This window comes from Rhizobium alarense (assembly GCF_021555155.1).
Classification (GTDB): Bacteria; Pseudomonadota; Alphaproteobacteria; order Rhizobiales; family Rhizobiaceae; genus Rhizobium_D; species Rhizobium_D alarense.
In genome coordinates this window covers 1-14,925 of the sequence record NZ_JAKGBU010000029.1, presented here as the reverse complement: position 1 = coordinate 14,925, position 14,925 = coordinate 1, and the positions used below count along the sequence as shown (strand labels likewise).

Annotated in this window: 15 protein-coding genes and 1 riboswitch; of the genes, 11 read left to right on the top strand and 4 right to left on the bottom strand. The window is 65.3% G+C overall.

Going from position 1 to position 14,925, the window contains the following annotated elements; translation table 11 throughout:
• Nucleotides 1–66: 66 nt before the first annotated feature.
• Nucleotides 67–1,479: a M10 family metallopeptidase C-terminal domain-containing protein gene (locus tag LXM94_RS11140; RefSeq protein ID WP_235771347.1), complete on the bottom strand. Its 1,413-nt coding sequence runs from the start codon at nt 1,477–1,479 to the stop codon at nt 67–69.
• A 172-nt stretch (nt 1,480–1,651) separates the two neighbouring features.
• Nucleotides 1,652–1,868: riboswitch (cobalamin riboswitch) on the top strand.
• A gap of 108 nt (nt 1,869–1,976) precedes the next feature.
• On the opposite strand from LXM94_RS11140, the gene LXM94_RS11135 reads away from it, so the two are divergent.
• The 9 genes from LXM94_RS11135 (at nt 1,977) to LXM94_RS11095 (ending at nt 11,319) form a co-directional block, all read left to right on the top strand.
• Nucleotides 1,977–2,345, top strand: a complete 369-nt coding sequence (locus LXM94_RS11135) for a DUF1636 family protein (RefSeq protein WP_235771346.1) — start codon at nt 1,977–1,979, stop codon at nt 2,343–2,345.
• 13 nt (nt 2,346–2,358) lie between these two features.
• A complete protein-coding gene (locus LXM94_RS11130) occupies nt 2,359–3,144 on the top strand; it encodes an ABC transporter ATP-binding protein (protein ID WP_235771345.1) in 786 nt (261 codons plus the stop codon).
• 15 nt (nt 3,145–3,159) lie between these two features.
• A complete protein-coding gene (locus tag LXM94_RS11125) occupies nt 3,160–4,113 on the top strand; it encodes an ABC transporter substrate-binding protein (protein ID WP_235771344.1) in 954 nt (317 codons plus the stop codon).
• A 71-nt stretch (nt 4,114–4,184) separates the two neighbouring features.
• Nucleotides 4,185–5,192: a FecCD family ABC transporter permease gene (locus LXM94_RS11120; RefSeq protein WP_235771343.1), complete on the top strand. Its 1,008-nt coding sequence runs from the start codon at nt 4,185–4,187 to the stop codon at nt 5,190–5,192.
• A gap of 62 nt (nt 5,193–5,254) precedes the next feature.
• Nucleotides 5,255–5,812, top strand: coding sequence for a DUF924 family protein (locus tag LXM94_RS11115; RefSeq protein WP_235771342.1), 558 nt, complete (start codon nt 5,255–5,257; stop codon nt 5,810–5,812).
• 69 nt (nt 5,813–5,881) lie between these two features.
• The gene (locus LXM94_RS11110) at nt 5,882–8,383 is read left to right on the top strand and encodes a DUF3772 domain-containing protein (protein WP_235771340.1); all 2,502 of its coding nucleotides are present in this window, start codon (nt 5,882–5,884) and stop codon (nt 8,381–8,383) included.
• Nucleotides 8,384–8,564: 181 nt separating this feature from the next.
• Nucleotides 8,565–8,762 carry a hypothetical protein gene (locus tag LXM94_RS11105; protein ID WP_408015623.1) on the top strand — a complete coding sequence of 66 codons (198 nt, stop codon included), beginning with the start codon at nt 8,565–8,567 and terminating at the stop codon, nt 8,760–8,762.
• A 240-nt stretch (nt 8,763–9,002) separates the two neighbouring features.
• Nucleotides 9,003–9,830, top strand: a complete 828-nt coding sequence (locus LXM94_RS11100) for a response regulator (protein WP_235771339.1) — start codon at nt 9,003–9,005, stop codon at nt 9,828–9,830.
• Between the two features lie 247 nt (nt 9,831–10,077).
• Nucleotides 10,078–11,319, top strand: a complete 1,242-nt coding sequence (locus LXM94_RS11095; RefSeq protein ID WP_235771338.1) for a GGDEF domain-containing response regulator — start codon at nt 10,078–10,080, stop codon at nt 11,317–11,319.
• A 32-nt stretch (nt 11,320–11,351) separates the two neighbouring features.
• Here the strand turns inward: LXM94_RS11095 and LXM94_RS11090 are convergent, their stop codons facing one another.
• On the bottom strand, nt 11,352–12,368 hold the full coding sequence (locus LXM94_RS11090; protein ID WP_235771337.1) for a GlxA family transcriptional regulator: 1,017 nt from the start codon (nt 12,366–12,368) through the stop codon (nt 11,352–11,354).
• A gap of 383 nt (nt 12,369–12,751) precedes the next feature.
• Between LXM94_RS11090 and LXM94_RS11085 the strand changes: the two genes are divergently transcribed.
• Nucleotides 12,752–13,354 (top strand): GNAT family N-acetyltransferase, encoded by a 603-nt coding sequence (locus LXM94_RS11085; protein ID WP_235771406.1) that lies wholly within the window; start codon nt 12,752–12,754, stop codon nt 13,352–13,354.
• A gap of 83 nt (nt 13,355–13,437) precedes the next feature.
• Here the strand turns inward: LXM94_RS11085 and LXM94_RS11080 are convergent, their stop codons facing one another.
• Both LXM94_RS11080 and LXM94_RS11075 read right to left on the bottom strand, forming a co-directional pair.
• The gene (locus tag LXM94_RS11080; protein WP_235771336.1) at nt 13,438–13,638 is read right to left on the bottom strand and encodes a hypothetical protein; all 201 of its coding nucleotides are present in this window, start codon (nt 13,636–13,638) and stop codon (nt 13,438–13,440) included.
• 108 nt (nt 13,639–13,746) lie between these two features.
• Complete coding sequence (locus LXM94_RS11075; RefSeq protein ID WP_235771335.1) at nt 13,747–13,944, bottom strand: hypothetical protein; 198 nt, start codon at nt 13,942–13,944, stop codon at nt 13,747–13,749.
• Nucleotides 13,945–14,058: 114 nt separating this feature from the next.
• Between LXM94_RS11075 and LXM94_RS11070 the strand changes: the two genes are divergently transcribed.
• Nucleotides 14,059–14,925, top strand: an 867-nt coding sequence (locus LXM94_RS11070; protein WP_235771334.1) for a LysR family transcriptional regulator, incomplete at its 3' end; no start/stop codon positions are given.

Here is a 14,925-nt window from a genome sequence, read left to right as displayed (position 1 = left end):
CTATGTAAGCGTCAAGCGTCAATGGTGACCGGAATCTCGGCGGCCTGTCAGGCCGCGACCAGGCCGCTACAGCAGGAAGTCGTCGGCTGTCAGGACGAGCCTGCCTTGTAGCTGCAGCGAAAAATCCGCCTGGCCGTCGCCGTCGAGATCGCCCTCGACACGCGTCACGCTGCGCCCGCCGGCGGCGTCATGGTACCAGCGCAGTTCGCCGGCCTCGCCGGAGAAGGCCGCCCCTTCGTCGTCGAGCCACAGGAAACGATGGCCGGTGAGGCTGCGGTTTGCGTCGATCGGCGAAAGGTCGATCACGTCGCGTCCCGGGACGAAATCGAGGATGACGTCGCCGCCCGTCGCCGTGCCGCCGATTTCCGCGGCGGAGCGGAAAACAAAACGGTCGGCGCCGCCGCCGCCCGCAAGCCTGTCGGCTCCGATGCCGCCCTGCAGCCAGTCCTGGCCCGTGCTGCCCTTGAGGATGTCGGCGCCACCCAGCCCTATCAGAGCGTCTGCGCCCTTGCCGCCGAGCAACCGGTTCGCCTGCGCTGCGCCGATCAGCAAATCCGCGTCGTCAGCCTTCGAGCCGGCCGAGGTCCCGTCGCCTTCGAGCCTGGTGCGCGCGGCGGTTGCCACCTGCAGCTCCTCCGATCCGAAGGCCTTGCCGACGTCGTAGACTGCCTTCAGCCTGGCAATCGCCGGGGCGTATTCGGCCAGCATCGCGTCGACGCCCGGCAGGCCCTTGATCGCACCGGCCGCGTCGGGATCGTAGGTCGCCTCGTACCAGAGGATGTGGCCGCGATGATCGGCATACATGCGCCCGGCGTCGAGCGCTTCCTTCCTGGTCGCCGTGTCCTCGTCGCGGAACAGGCGAAAATGCTCCGCCTCGACATACCGCCGGTTGGCGATGCCCGGAATGGCGCTGCCGTTGGAATTGAAGCGGATCTCGTACCAGGCTTCGGCACGGTCGCCGGAGAGCACCGCGGCTTTCAGCTTGGGGCCGAGCAGCGAGGGGGCGTTGTAGGTCATGCTGAACAGCACGGCGCGTTCGCGCGATTCCGGGATGGCGGCGATCCAGCGGTCGATCATCGCGTCGTAGGCGGGGGCGATGGCGTCGAGCGCCGCCGCGATCTCGTCGTCTGAGGAGAACGTGAAGCTGGCCGGTACCGTCGCGTCCTCGTCGCTTCGCCAGGCGCGCATGACGGCATCCAGCCGGCTGTTGAGCAGCGACGTCTCGCCGCTCGCATAACTACGGTCGATGACGGACTGCAACCGCTCCTCGAGCGTCGCGTCCCAATGGGCATCCCCGACGATCGCTCTCAGCACCGGTTCGAGATTGTAGCGGAGGTTGAAGCCGATGCCGATCGTCGGTGCGGGATCGCTGGCCGCATCCAGATAGGCCCGTTTCGTCGAGCCTTCGAGGCCGACGAGGAGGTCGAAGGCGAAGGCGTCGTAGCGCTTCCCGTCGGTGATCCGGTTCCACTTGAGCAAGGCCTGCGCTCCGTTCCAGTCGCGAGTGTGCGAAAACGATCCTAGCCGCCAAGAGGTAAAGACCACCTCTCCGACCGCAATAAAATTGCTTGATCTATTGTGTAACGTTATGACATTACAGATTGCGTCGGACGCTCGTTCGACTTTCGGATTGTCGGCTGTGGAAGTTTGTGGCATGTCGGACGGCGATGGTGCGGTGCCGGGAGAGAATCCGGCGCTGCTGAAAAGGGAACACGGTGAGGACTACCCATCAGGGGCCGAGACCGTGGCTGCCCCCGCAACTGTAAGCGGAAAGTGCGTTCGCATCGTGCCACTGGCCGAAGGGCCGGGAAGGCGCGGACGTGCCGAGACCCGCGAGCCAGGAGACCTGCCATCGATCCTTGAAACCACAGCGGACGGGGTGTTCCGATGGACGCGCATGGGCTTTTGCCCGGAACCGCAGGGTTCCGGTTCAGAGATTTTGCCAGGCCTCCCGGAAAATCCGCAGGAGGTCGACCATGGCATCTGACAATTCCGACATCACCATCACGGTCTGCGCCGACTGCCGTCGGAAGGGCGCGCGCGCACGACCGGGCCGGCTAATCGGCGATGCGCTTGCCGCCCTGATACGGCCGGCGATGCGCGTGCACGTCGTCGAGGGCCGCTGCATGGCCGCATGCGACGCACCTGCGGCTGTCTCTATCCAGTCGCCCGGGCGGACGACCTATCTGTTCCAGGCGATCTCGGCCGACGGCGACGTGCCGGCGCTCGCCGAATTCGTGGCGCTCTACGTGCTGCGGCCGGACGGCTTGACGCGGGAGGCCGAACGTCCGGCCCTGCTGCGGGGCAAGACGCGGGCGCGCATCGCGCCGGCTCCGGCCGCCTAGCGGGGAGACGGTCATGACCTGCCTTTCGAATGGCGCGGAGCTCAGCGCCACCGGTCTCTCCTGGGGGCCCAGGCCGTCGCTCCTCCTCGTACGCGACGTGGAATTCTCGATTGCGGCCGGCGACCGCATGGCGATCATCGGCCCGAACGGCGCGGGCAAGTCGTCGCTGCTGCGCTGCCTTTACCGCGCCCACCGCCCGCTGCGCGGCACGGTGCATCTCGATGGCGAGGATATCAACGGACTGGCGGCGCGCGACGTGGCACGCCGGATCGCCGTCGTTCTGCAGGAAATGCCGGCCGACTTTCCCTTCAGCGTGCGCGACGTGGCCATGATGGGCCGCATCCCGCATCGCGAGGGCCTTGCCGGCTGGACCGACCGCGACCGCGCGACGGTCGCGCATGCGCTCGATCACCTGGGCCTTGCGTCGCTCGCCGGCCGACAGTTCGCGACGCTGTCCGGCGGCGAGAAGCAGCGCGTTCTCGTCGCCCGCGCGCTCGCGCAGGAGCCGCGCATCGTCATCCTCGACGAGCCGACGAACCACCTCGACATCCGCCACCAGCTCGAACTGCTCGAACTCCTGCGGCAACTCGGACTGACGATCGTCACGACGCTGCACGACATCAACCTCGCGGCCGACTTCGCGACCCGGGTCGCGGTCCTGAAGGACGGCCGCCTGGCGGCCTTCGGCACGCCGGATTCGGTGCTCGGCACCGCGCTGCTCTCCGACGTCTTCGGGGTCTCCGCCGTCGCGCAATCCGCCGACCGCACCCGCCGGTTCCATTTCACCATTGCCAACTGAACGAGAGGAATTCCGATGCCTGCCACTCTGCTGCGCCTTTCCCTGGCGCTGCTGCTCTTGAGCACCGCCCCGGCGCTCGCCCATCCCGTGACCGTCAGGAGCTGCAACCGCGACGTCACCTTCGACGCGGCGCCGTCCCGGGCGATCGCCAACGACGTCAATCTCGTCGAGATGATGCTCGCCCTGAAGCTCCAGGACCGCATGGTCGGCTATACCGGCGTGTCCGGCTGGAAGACGCTGGACGAGACGCTGCGCGAGGGCGTGCGGGAACTGCCGGAGCTTTCGCCGCAATATCCCAGCAGGGAAGTGCTGCTCGGCGCCGACGCGGACTTCTATTTCGCCGGCTGGAACTACGGCATGAAGGTCGGCGGCGAGGTCACGCCGGAGACGCTCTCGTCCTTCGGCATCAAGGTCTACGAACTGAGCGAAAGCTGCATCCACATCATGCGGAAGGGCAAGCCGAGCATGGACGACATGTTCACGGATCTCCTCAACCTCGGCAGGATCTTCGGCGTCGAGGGCAGGGCCGAGGCGCTTGTCGCCGGCTATCGAAAGGGGCTGGAGGCGACGACCAGGCGCATCGGCGCGATCGCGAAACCTGTTCGGGTGTTCGTCTACGATTCGGGCGAGGAAAAGCCCTTCACCTCCGGCCGCTTCGGCATCCCGACGGCGATGATCGAGGCTGCGGGCGGCGTCAACGTCATGGACGACGTCGAGAAGAGCTGGACGGAGGTCTCCTGGGAGCCGGTCATCGAGCGCAATCCCGAAGTGATCGTCATCGTCAACTACGGCGAGGTGACGGCGGAACAGAAGATCGCCTTCATGAGGGAAAACCCGGCCTTCAGGAACATCGACGCGGTGAAGAACGACCGTTTCGTCATCCTGCAATATGTCGAGGCCACGCCCGGCCCGCGCAACATCCAGGCCATCGCCCGGCTCGCCGATGCGCTGCATCCGCGCAACATGTGACACGCCACCGTTGCGGCACGGGCGCTCTCCGGCGCCCGTGCGTTTCCTTCCCTCAAGTCCTGCGATACTCCATGGCGCGCGGCCGTTATCCCCTGCTGATCGTTCTTGTCCTCCTGCTGTTCGCCTCGATCACCGCCGGCGTTTCGCTCGGCGCGACGCCGATCGCAGTCACCGCGGTCTGGTCGATCGTCGTCAACAAGATCGTGCCGGGGACATTCGAGGCAACGTGGAGCGCGGGACGGGAAAGCATCGTCTGGGATGTCCGCTTTCCGCGCACGCTTTTGGCCGGCCTCGTGGGCGCCGGGCTCGCGACCGTCGGTGCGGTGCTCCAGCCCGTGACGCGCAATCCGCTCGCCGATCCGCATCTGCTCGGCGTTTCGTCGGGCGGCGCCTTCGGAGCGATCTTCGCGCTGCTGCACACCGGCCTGGTCTTCGGCCTCCTGACGGTGCCGCTGTTCGCCTTCGCCGGCGCCCTTGCCGCCACGGCGGTCGTCTTCGGCGTGACGCGCTTCTCGGGCGGTACGGCCGACCGGCTGGTGCTCTCCGGCGTCGCCGTCTCCTCCGTCGTCGCCGCGCTCGCCAACCTTCTGATCTTCCTCGGCGATCCAAGGGCGGCGCATACGGTCGTCTTCTGGATGCTCGGCGGACTCGGGCTCGCGCAATGGAGCCATCTCGTCTATCCCGCGCTGGTCCTTGCCGCCTCGCTCGCCTGGCTCTGCCTCAAGGCCCGCGAGATCAACGCGCTGGCGATGGGCGATGAAACGGCCCTGACGCTCGGCGTGCACGTCGGCGCACTGCGCGCCTCGCTCTTCGTCGTCACGGCACTCGTCACCGGTGTCATGGTCGCCTTTTCCGGTGCCATCGGCTTCGTCGGGCTGATGGTCCCGCATCTCGTCCGCTTTTTCGCCGGAAGCGACAATGCCCGCGTCATTCCGCTGTCGGCGGCGGTCGGTGCGATCCTGCTCATCGGCGCCGACGTCGTCGCCCGGCTCGTCATGGCGCCGCAGGACATGCCGATCGGCATCGTGACGGGGCTCGTCGGCGGCATCGCCTTCGTCGTCATCCTCAACCGCCGCTGACGACCTTGCCCCGGAGCATCGCAGGACCTATCTGGACGGTTGTGCCACCGAGGAGAGCTTGCATGGGGTCCGCCGAAATCGTCTCGCCCGCCGACGTCATCGGCTATTGGTGCGAGACCCTGGATTCGAAGGACTGGTTCCGTTCGTCCCCGGAATTCGACGCGCATATCCGCGATCGCTTCGCAGCGACCCATGTCGCGCTGTCGCGGGCGGTGACGGCCGAGTGGCACGCGACGCCCGAAGCCCGACTTGCGGCCGTCATCGTGCTCGACCAGTTCCCGCGCAATATGTACCGGGCGTCGCCGCTGGCCTTCGCGACCGACTGGATGGCGCTCCGCGAGGCGCGACTCGCGATCGACCTCGGCGCGGACCGCGCCGTCGGCCAGGACCGGCGCCACTTCTTCTACATGCCGTTCGAACATGCCGAGGACCTTGCCGCGCAGGACGAGGCGGTGGCCCTATTCGAGGCTTTCGGCGATGAAACGTATCTCGACTATGCCCTGCGCCACCGCGACGTGATCCGGGAGTTCGGGCGGTTTCCGCATCGCAACGACTATCTCGGCCGGCCGTCCACGCCGGCGGAGGTGGCCTATCTCGCCCAGCCCGGTTCGGGCTTCTGAATACGGCGCCTTTCAATCGCCGCTCCCTCCTCATATTTTGCCCATGCGATTCTGTCTGCGAGGCGGTGAATGCTGCGAACGATCCGTTATTTCCTGCTGTCCCTGCTCTTGCTGACGGCCCTGTTCGCGACCTCGGCGCCGGCGCAGGACGCCGGCGCGGCCGCGGACGAAACGGTCGTCACCAATGTCGCGGCAGACGCCATCACCAAGCTTGACGGCGCGCGCAGGCAACTCGCCGATCTGAGGGTGGCGGTCGAGGCCGCGCGCGAGGACGAGCCGAAACTTGCCGAGCTGAAGGTCAAGGTGGAGGCGCTGACCCGCGACATCATCAACGCTTCGGTCGGCACGCGCGAGCGCTTCAACCAGATCAAGGGGCGTCTCGACGAACTCGGACCCGCGCCGGCAGACGGGGCGGCCCCCGAATCGGCGGTGGTCGACGCGGAGCGGCAGCGGCTGACGGCCGAGCGTGCCGAGATCAATGCGGTGACAGGCAATGCCGAGAGCCTGTCGATCGATGCGACGCAACTGTCCGACCAGATCACGCGGATCCGCCGCGATCTCTTCACCAACACGCTCTTCCGGCGCACGGAGATCACGCCGACGATGCTGTCGGATGCCGGCGACGCTTTTGTTAGCGAGGGCGATACGCTGCGCCGTGCGGTCGGCAGCTGGCTTCGCTTCGTCTGGGCCTACAAGCGCAGCGCCCTTTACACGGCCATTTCCATATCGATCCTGCTCGGGCTCGCCTTCTATGCCGGCGGGCGGCGCCTTTTCGGTCCGCTGATCGCGCGCCATCACGCGACGACCGAGCGACCGACCTTCACCCGCCGCCTGACGGTCGCCTTCTTCTCGACAACCGTGCCGACCTTCGCGCTCACCGTCTTCGTCGTCGCGACCTACGGCCTGTTCGAGGGGTTGAACATCCTCCGGCCGGACATCGCGCCGATCATCTCGATCACGCTGTCGATGCTTGTCAGCGTCGTCTTCGTCACCAGCCTCAGCCGCGCCGTCCTGGCGCCGGACCGGGCGCAATGGCGCCTGGTAAACGTCTCGGACCATGGCGCGCGCCTGCTCGGCTTCGCCATCTTCGCGATGGTGATCGCCAATGCGCTCGACTACATGTTCGGCGGCATCAGCGAGGCGATGGGCTCGCCGATCATCGTGACGGTGATCAAGAGCCTGCTCGCGGCCGTCGTCATCGGCCTGATCCTCATCTGGATGTCGCGCATCAAGCCGATGGTCGAGAAGGGGGGCGATCCCCATGTCGCTGGCCGGCCCTGGCCGCGCGCCTTTTCGGTCGCGCTGCTGCTGACGGGCCTCCTGCTCATCGGGGCGGCGCTCTTCGGCTATGTCGGGCTGGCGCGCTTCGTCGCGACGCAGATCGTCATCACCGGTGCGATGCTGATCACCATGTATATCGGCATCCTCGCCGGCAAGGCCGTGTCCAAGCCCGGTGCCTTCGTCGAGACGTCGCTCGGCCGGCATCTGGCCGAGCACTACAAGCTCTCGCCGATCGCACTCGATCAGGTGGCGCTCGTTTTCGGCCTCGGCATCTACTTCTTCGTCCTGCTGTTCGGCCTGCCGATCATCTTCCTGCTCTGGGGCTTCCAGGTGGGCGACATCCAGGCCTGGGCCTATCGGATGTTCACCGAAATCCGGATCGGGAATTTCTCGATCTCGCTCGTCGGCATCGTCGCCGGCATCCTGGTCTTCGCGTTCGGCCTGCTGCTGACACGCTGGTTCCAGCGCTGGGTGGACGGCAACGTGATGGAGCGCAGCCATGTGGATCCCGGCGTCCGCAATTCCGTGCGCACGGCCGTCGGCTATGCGGGGGTGGCGATTGCCGGTCTGATCGGCATATCGTCGGCCGGCATCGACCTGTCGAGCTTCGCGCTCGTTGCCGGTGCGCTCTCCCTCGGCATCGGTTTCGGCCTGCAGAACATCGTCTCGAACTTCGTCTCCGGGCTCATCCTGCTCGCCGAGCGGCCCTTCAAGGTGGGCGACTGGGTGGTGGCGGGGACGACGGAGGGTTTCGTGCGGCGCATCTCCGTGCGCGCCACCGAGATCGAGACCTTCCAGCGGCAGTCCGTCATCGTGCCGAATTCGGTCCTCATCAACGGACAAGTCGGCAACTGGACGCATCGCAACAAGTTCGGCCGCGTCGACCTCGCGATCAGCGTGCATGGCGGCAACGACCCGCGTCGGGTGATGGAGATCCTCGCGGATGTCGCGAGAAACCATGCGATGCTGCTGCGCAACCCCGAGCCGCTCGTCGTCTTTCTCGCCTTTTCGCCGCTCACCCTCGACTTCGAGGTCAGGGCCTTCGTCGCCGACGTGCTCAACGGTACGACCGCACGCACGGACTTGAGGGCCTCGATCCTGGAACGGCTGAGACAGGAGGAGATTCCGCTCTCCGGCCCCGCGGCGGCGGAGGTTCCGGTCAAGATCAGTCCGGAAGGGGCGGCCCTTCTGTCGTCCCTGCTGGAACGGGCGGCAGCGCCTTTCGCCGCCGGGACGTCCGGGCCGTCGGCGGAGACCGGCATGCCGCCGGATCGGGCTGCAGGCTCCTGAACGCCACATTCACGCCGCATTCAGCCATGGCGGTTTAAACCCTGTGCAAAGCCTGCGAGGAGCGATAGTGTTGCTCCGGGCTTTGAGAGGGCGGCGCGCGATGCGCCGGGCTGACATGTTGCGACTGACGACGATCCTTTTGACGACTGCCTTTCTCCCCGCGGCGGCTTCGGCGGCGACGGTGACCAACAAAGGCCCCGATACCGCCGTCCTGGTGGTGGTCGAGGGCGGCAGCCGGATGGAGGTCGCGATCGATCCGGGCGCGACCGAGAACATCTGCCCGGAAGGCTGTTTCGTGACGCTGCCGAACGGCGACCGCCTCGGCCTCACGGGCGGCGAGAACGTGGAGCTCGACGCCGGCACGGCTTCGGTCAAGTAGCGCGGCCCTTGCCGCGCGCGCTGGTGGCGCTTTCGCTTGACCGCCGGCATCGTCCTCAATTCACCTGTCGGGCGGCGTTCATTCAGCCGGCGCGGCAAAGGCGATTGTCCGGCCGCTCCGCATCGCATTCGGCGAGCCGGCCCGGCGGCCCCATGTTTTCATGCCTTCTAAATTTAACGCTTTCGCAAAGGCTTGCGGCTACCTGTTTACGCAGGGGAATTGTTTTTTCAGAAGGTAGCCATGTCGTTCATCGGTATTTCCGGAATGCAGTATTCCGGCGCATCCCTTTCGCATCACCGCATACTCGTTGCCGAGGACTCGAACGTCTTCACCTCCATGATCTCGAAGCGCCTCAAGGAGCTGTTCGACATCGACGTGGAGATCTGCCGCAGCTTCGAGGACCTTGAGCTTGCCTATGACAAGTCCTCCGAGAAAGTGACGCTGGCGATCTCCAACATCAACCTGCCGGGCGCGGAGAAGGGCGAGGCGCTCGAATATCTGATCGACCTCAGCATTCCGACCATCGTCTTCACCGGAACCTTCCAGCAGAAGACGCGCGACCAGCTGCTCTCCAAGGAGATCGTCGACTACATCATCAAGGACAACATCTTCGCCGTGGACATGCTGGCGGAATCGGTCTGCCGCTTCCTCACCAACCATCGCCATCACGTTTTGATCGTGGACGACAGCCCGACCGCCCGAGCACTGCTCTCGACGCGTCTGAGGCGATACAATTTCCGCGTCAGCATCGCCGAGAGCGGTGCGCAGGCGCTGGCGCTGCTCAAGACCCATGCCGACATCGGCCTGATGGTGACGGACTACAACATGCCCGACATCGACGGCTTCGAACTGACCCGCCGCATCCGCAGTACCATCGGCTCGCACCAGCTGCGCATCATCGGCGTCTCCTCCTCGACCGACCGCATGCTTTCGGCACGGTTCCTGAAGGCCGGCGGCAACGACTTCATCATGCGGCCGTTCATCGACGAGGAATTCTACTGCCGCGTGAATCAGAACCTCGACACACTGACGCAGATCAGGTCGGCACAGGCGCGGATCGCTGCCTGAGAGGCCGTCGGTCTGGAAATTTCCGGGGGGATCGGGGCCGGAATTCCGGTGTTTCGGAAACCTCACCCTGCGTGAGGTGATTTGCGACGCATGTTAACGGCTTGGTAAAGCCCCGTGGGTTGTAATGCGCATCGACGGGAACGCTATAAAGGTTGAAAAAGGCGTGGGCGTGGACAACGATCCGCAGCAAGCTACTGCATCCAGGCGTCATTCGGGGCGCCGCATGCTGTTGGTCGAAGATTCCCGCATGTTTTCCACCGCCATCCGCTACCGCCTCGAGCAGGAACTGGGGCTTTCGGTCACCCATTGCGGCGACATGACGAGCCTCAGGCAGCTGCTGGAGGGTACGACCGACTTCGCGATCGCCGTGCTCGACCTCAACCTGCCCGGCGCGCCGAACGGCGAGGCGCTCGACTACATCCTCGACAAGGGCATTCCGCCGCTGGTCTTCACCGGCGCTTTCAACGGCACGACGCGCGAGACGGTTCTTGCCAAGAACGTGCTCGACTTCGTGCTCAAGGACAATCCGTCCGCAATCCAGCAACTGGTCGTCGCCGTCGACAAGATCTTGTCCGGCGGACGGACCTCGGTGCTTGCCGTCTCCAGCAGCGACGAGGCGCGCGCCGAACTCGTGTCGCTGCTGCGTGCGCAGCAGTTCTCGGTTTGCGAAGCCGGGAACGGCGCGGCCGCATTGTCGCTGCTCGACTGCACAGAGCAGCCGGACATGGTCGTGACCGACCTCCGGCTTGCCGACATGGACGGACTCGAACTGCTGGCGACGATCCGCCAGTGCCACGGCGACGAGCGCATCCGCGTGGTCGGCGTCTGTGACGACCCCGACCGGATCGTGGCGGCGCGGTTCCTGCGGGCCGGCGGCGACGAATTCATCCAGAAGCCGTTCCTGGTCGAGGAGTTCAACAGCCGGATCCAGCATCTGGCGGCGATCCAGAAGCGGGTGCAGGAGCTGCAGCATATAGCGGCGCGCGACTTTCTGACCGACATCTACAATCGCCGGTACTTTTTCGAGGCCGGCCAGCGTCTTGTTGACCAGTCGCTGCGGCGCGGTGAGACGGTCGCCATCGCGATCCTCGACATCGACCACTTCAAGCGCCTGAACGACACCTACGGCCACGAGGTGGGCGACACGGTGCTGAAGGTCGTCGCCCGGCGCCTGAAGGCGCGCATCGGCGACCGCTTCCTGCTCGCCCGGCTGGGCGGCGAGGAATTCGGCGTGATTTTCCAGGGCGTCGATCTCGATCATGCGCTGGAGGAAAGCGAGGGACTGCGCGAACAGCTCGCCGCCGAACCGATCGACGCGGACGGCGAACCGCTGACCATCACGGTGTCGATCGGTCTTGCGGAGATTTCCGGGCGGGAGACCTTCGACAACTACCTGAACGCGGCGGACCAGTTTCTCTACATGGCCAAGCACGCCGGCCGGAACCGGGTCTTCTCCGAACTGTCTCTGATGACGGCGCTCGCCGTATAGTCACCCTCTTCAGACAAGGCGCCAGGGCGGGATCAGCGGGCGGCGGCGGCGGCCGTCGCCAGCGTCAGCTTGCGCTCGGCGCGCTCCTGCTGCGGCGAGCGGTTGTAGAGTTCGCGATAACACTTCGAGAAATGCGACGCCGACACGAAGCCGCAGGCGACCGCGACCTCGACGACGGGCATGGAGGACTGGACCAGCAGGTGCCGGGCGCGGTCCAGGCGGATCTCGAGATAGTAGCGGGCGGGCGAACGCCCCATCTCCTGGCGGAACAGCCGCTCGATCTGCCGGCGTGACAGGTCGGCGCCTTCGGCGATCTCCAGCAGCGAGAGAGGCTCGGAGAGATTGCTCTCCATGAGCTCGATGATCGACAGAACCTTGGCGTTTTGCACGCCGAGCCGGGCGCGCAGCGGCAGGCGCTGGCGGTCGTGCGGGCCGCGGACGCGGTCGGTCAGCGCCTGCTCGCAGACGCGGTTGACAAGATTCTCGCCGAAATCCTGGTCGATCAGGTTGAGCATCATGTCGAGCGACGCGGTGCCGCCGGCGCAGGTGTAGATGTTGCTGTCGATCTCGTAGAGATCGGCATAGACCTCGGCCTGCGGGAAGGCTTCGGCGAAGCCCGGCAGGTTCTCCCAGTGGATCGCGCAGCGCTTGCCGGACAACAGGCCGGCCTGCGCCAGCACATGGGCGCCCGTACAGAGCGAGCCGACGGAGACGCCGCGATTATAGGCCTCGCGCAGCCATGCATTCACCGACTTGTTGTAGAAATCCTCGACATAGATGCCGGAACAGACGAGCAGCATGGAGGGGCGGGCCTCGCCGCCGAGGAACTTGCGCTCGTCGGCGAGCGACGAGTTGACCTCGATGCCGATACCGCTCGACGACAGCACCTGCAGGCCGTCTGTCGACGCCAGGCGCCAGCTATAGGCCTCGTAGCCCAGCATGCGGTTGGCGATGCGGAGCGTTTCGATTGCGGCCGAGAAGGGCAGCATGGAGAAGTTGGGCACAAGAAAGAAGACGAGGGAACGCTTTTTGACCTGTGTCTTGTTCATCGGAGGGTCCACGTTGGGTGCCTATGGTCCAGCGTCGCTTGGAATCCCGGTGTCGCGCTTTCCTGTTTGCGACATTGGCATGGATAAGCACGACTGTGAAGCGCTCGTTTGGCCTTGCAACTCAATTCGTTGCGCATGATCTCTGGCATTTTGGCAATGCTGGATGGGAGTTGCCAATTGCGACACATCCTGTGCTTGTCCGGTCACGGCACTGTTCTGATTGCGAATCCGCGTGGCGCGGCTGGCAACGCTCCCGGGCGGGATGGGGCCGTGCGGCAACGATTTGTGGACAGAATGGTCTCCGCCGTCGCCATGGACCGGTCAACCGGTCGCTTTCACGGTGTCGCGATGTCAGGATGGCCGGGTTGAGTCTTTGAAGGTGGATCATGCTGGGGAACGGTTACACGGATGTGCCGCCGGGAAAGCTGGCGGCTGTCGTCACCAGTCTTGAAATGCGGGAGCGGCCCGGCAAGGGCCGGGATCCGGAGCAGCCCGGTCTGACGCTCCGGCATGTCGCCGCGCCGGCGACGGACTGGTATCGCGATCTCTATCGCCGTATCGGTACGGAGTGGCTGTGGGTGTCGCGCCTCGTGATGCCCGCGGAGGAACTGACGTCGATCATTGCCGATCCGGCGGTCGAAGTCTGGGCCGTGCTGCGGGAGGGAAAGGCCGAGGGCCTGCTGGAACTCGACTTCCGTGAGGCGGGGAGCTGCGAACTGGCCTTCTTCGGGCTGACGCCGGCGATCATCGGCCAAGGTGCCGGGCGCTGGCTGATGAACCGCGCGATCGAACGCGCCTGGTCGAGGTCGATTCGCCGCTTCTGGGTGCATACCTGCAGCATCGACCACCCGTCGGCGCTTGGCTTCTACATCCGGTCCGGCTTCGTGCCCTATCAGCGGCAGATCGAGGTCTTCGACGATCCGCGCCTTTCCGGCCTTCTGCCGCGGGACGCGGCGCCGCACGTGCCGCTGATCGTCACCGGCTGAATGAAAAGGCCGCCGGCGGATCCCTCGGGATCACAGCTGGCGGCCTTGGTCTACTCGGTGTTTTCGGGCGGGACTGTCCGAATTCATCGCGCCGTCCGCTGCCGGTCGCTGATGTCAACGGACGGATAGCCGATATCCTTCATGACGTCGAAGGGCAGGCTTTCGAGCGCCTGTTCGGCGCTGTGGCGGCGCCATGCGTCCGCGATCCGCGAAAAGAGCGCGCGGAGCGGCAGGGAGACCGAGTGTGCCGGGCCGGTCGTATGTTCGAATGTTATGCTAGCCATCTCAGGGTTCCTTTCGAGCTTGGGAGGCTTGATCGAAAGGTCGCGACCTTGTGAAGAGAATGCCGCAACCTCATTCATCAATCAAACGAATATATTTGATTGGATGCATCAGCGGTTTTCATGTGTTGCGCGGACCGGCCAGCCGATGTCCCGCTGGATTTCCGGTGACAGGCTGTTCAGTTCGTCGAGGGCGCGCCGTTGCCGGCGGCGGCGAAGAACCTCATCAACCATCGAGCGGATTGCAAAGCGAAAGCCCTGGCCCGACACGCGCACGGCGAGGGGATTTTGCGACCTCTTGTTGTTCATCTCACTTCTCCTTTCTTCCGTCCAATTGCAGATTGACTATCGCTCCAATGGATGGTTCAATCAAACGAAATGAAATAACTCTTTAAGTCAAAAAATCTGATCTTGGAGGAACCGATGAACCTGATGCTGCGCCAATCGCTCCCGCTGCTGGAACTCGACATCCTCAAGACCTTCGTGGCGATTGCCGAGACGGGCAATTTCACGACGGCCGCGGAATCGGTCCATCGAACGCCGTCGGCGGTGTCGATGCAGATCAAGAAGCTGGAGGAACTGCTCGGCTGCACGCTGTTCCGCCGCGATGCGCGCTCCGTCGTGCTGACGCATCATGGCGAAGTGCTCCTCTCCTATGCCCGACGCCTCATCGCGCTCAGCAACGAGGCCGTCTCGCGCTTCATGATGCCCGACATGAACGGCGTCGTTCGTCTCGGCGCACCGGACGACGTCGGCGAACTGATCCTGCCGGAGGTGCTGAAGCGCTTCGCCGAGAGCTTCCCGTCGATCGCCGTCAACGTCTCGATCGAATCGAGCAACGCCCTGCGCCGGGCGGTCGCCGAAAAGCGGCTGGACCTCGCGATCTTCAATTCGTCCAATCCGGAGGCGACCGTGCCGGGCGAAATCCTGCTCAAGGAGCAGCTCGTCTGGGTCGGCAAGAACTGCGGCACGGCCCACCTGAAGAACCCGCTGCCGGTCTCGGTCTGGGAGGAGGGCTGCATCTGGCGCGGCAAGGCGCTCGAAGAACTGAGCCGTTCCGGCCGCGAGTTCCGCGTCGCCTATTTCTGCGCCCATCACATGGGCCAGCAGGCGGCGATCCGCGCGGACCTCGCGGTCGCGCCGCTCGCCCGGTTTCTGGTGCGCGACGACATGGTGGCGCTCAGCGAGAAGGACGGGCTGCCGGACCTCGGCCACTATCATATCGGCATGGTGGTTTCCGACGAAGCCGAGGCGCCGGCGCTCGCCGTCGCGGACTATATCCGCGCCGCC

Coding starts and splice junctions, on each gene's coding strand:
- LXM94_RS11100 (WP_235771339.1), top strand. CDS start 9,003: ATGTCGTTCATCGGTATTTCCGGAATGCAGTATTCCGGCGCATCCCTT.
- LXM94_RS11120 (WP_235771343.1), top strand. CDS start 4,185: ATGGCGCGCGGCCGTTATCCCCTGCTGATCGTTCTTGTCCTCCTGCTG.
- LXM94_RS11110 (WP_235771340.1), top strand. CDS start 5,882: ATGCTGCGAACGATCCGTTATTTCCTGCTGTCCCTGCTCTTGCTGACG.
- LXM94_RS11115 (WP_235771342.1), top strand. CDS start 5,255: ATGGGGTCCGCCGAAATCGTCTCGCCCGCCGACGTCATCGGCTATTGG.
- LXM94_RS11130 (WP_235771345.1), top strand. CDS start 2,359: ATGACCTGCCTTTCGAATGGCGCGGAGCTCAGCGCCACCGGTCTCTCC.
- LXM94_RS11125 (WP_235771344.1), top strand. CDS start 3,160: ATGCCTGCCACTCTGCTGCGCCTTTCCCTGGCGCTGCTGCTCTTGAGC.
- LXM94_RS11075 (WP_235771335.1), bottom strand. CDS start 13,944: ATGAACAACAAGAGGTCGCAAAATCCCCTCGCCGTGCGCGTGTCGGGC.
- LXM94_RS11080 (WP_235771336.1), bottom strand. CDS start 13,638: ATGGCTAGCATAACATTCGAACATACGACCGGCCCGGCACACTCGGTC.
- LXM94_RS11095 (WP_235771338.1), top strand. CDS start 10,078: ATGTTTTCCACCGCCATCCGCTACCGCCTCGAGCAGGAACTGGGGCTT.
- LXM94_RS11090 (WP_235771337.1), bottom strand. CDS start 12,368: ATGAACAAGACACAGGTCAAAAAGCGTTCCCTCGTCTTCTTTCTTGTG.
- LXM94_RS11135 (WP_235771346.1), top strand. CDS start 1,977: ATGGCATCTGACAATTCCGACATCACCATCACGGTCTGCGCCGACTGC.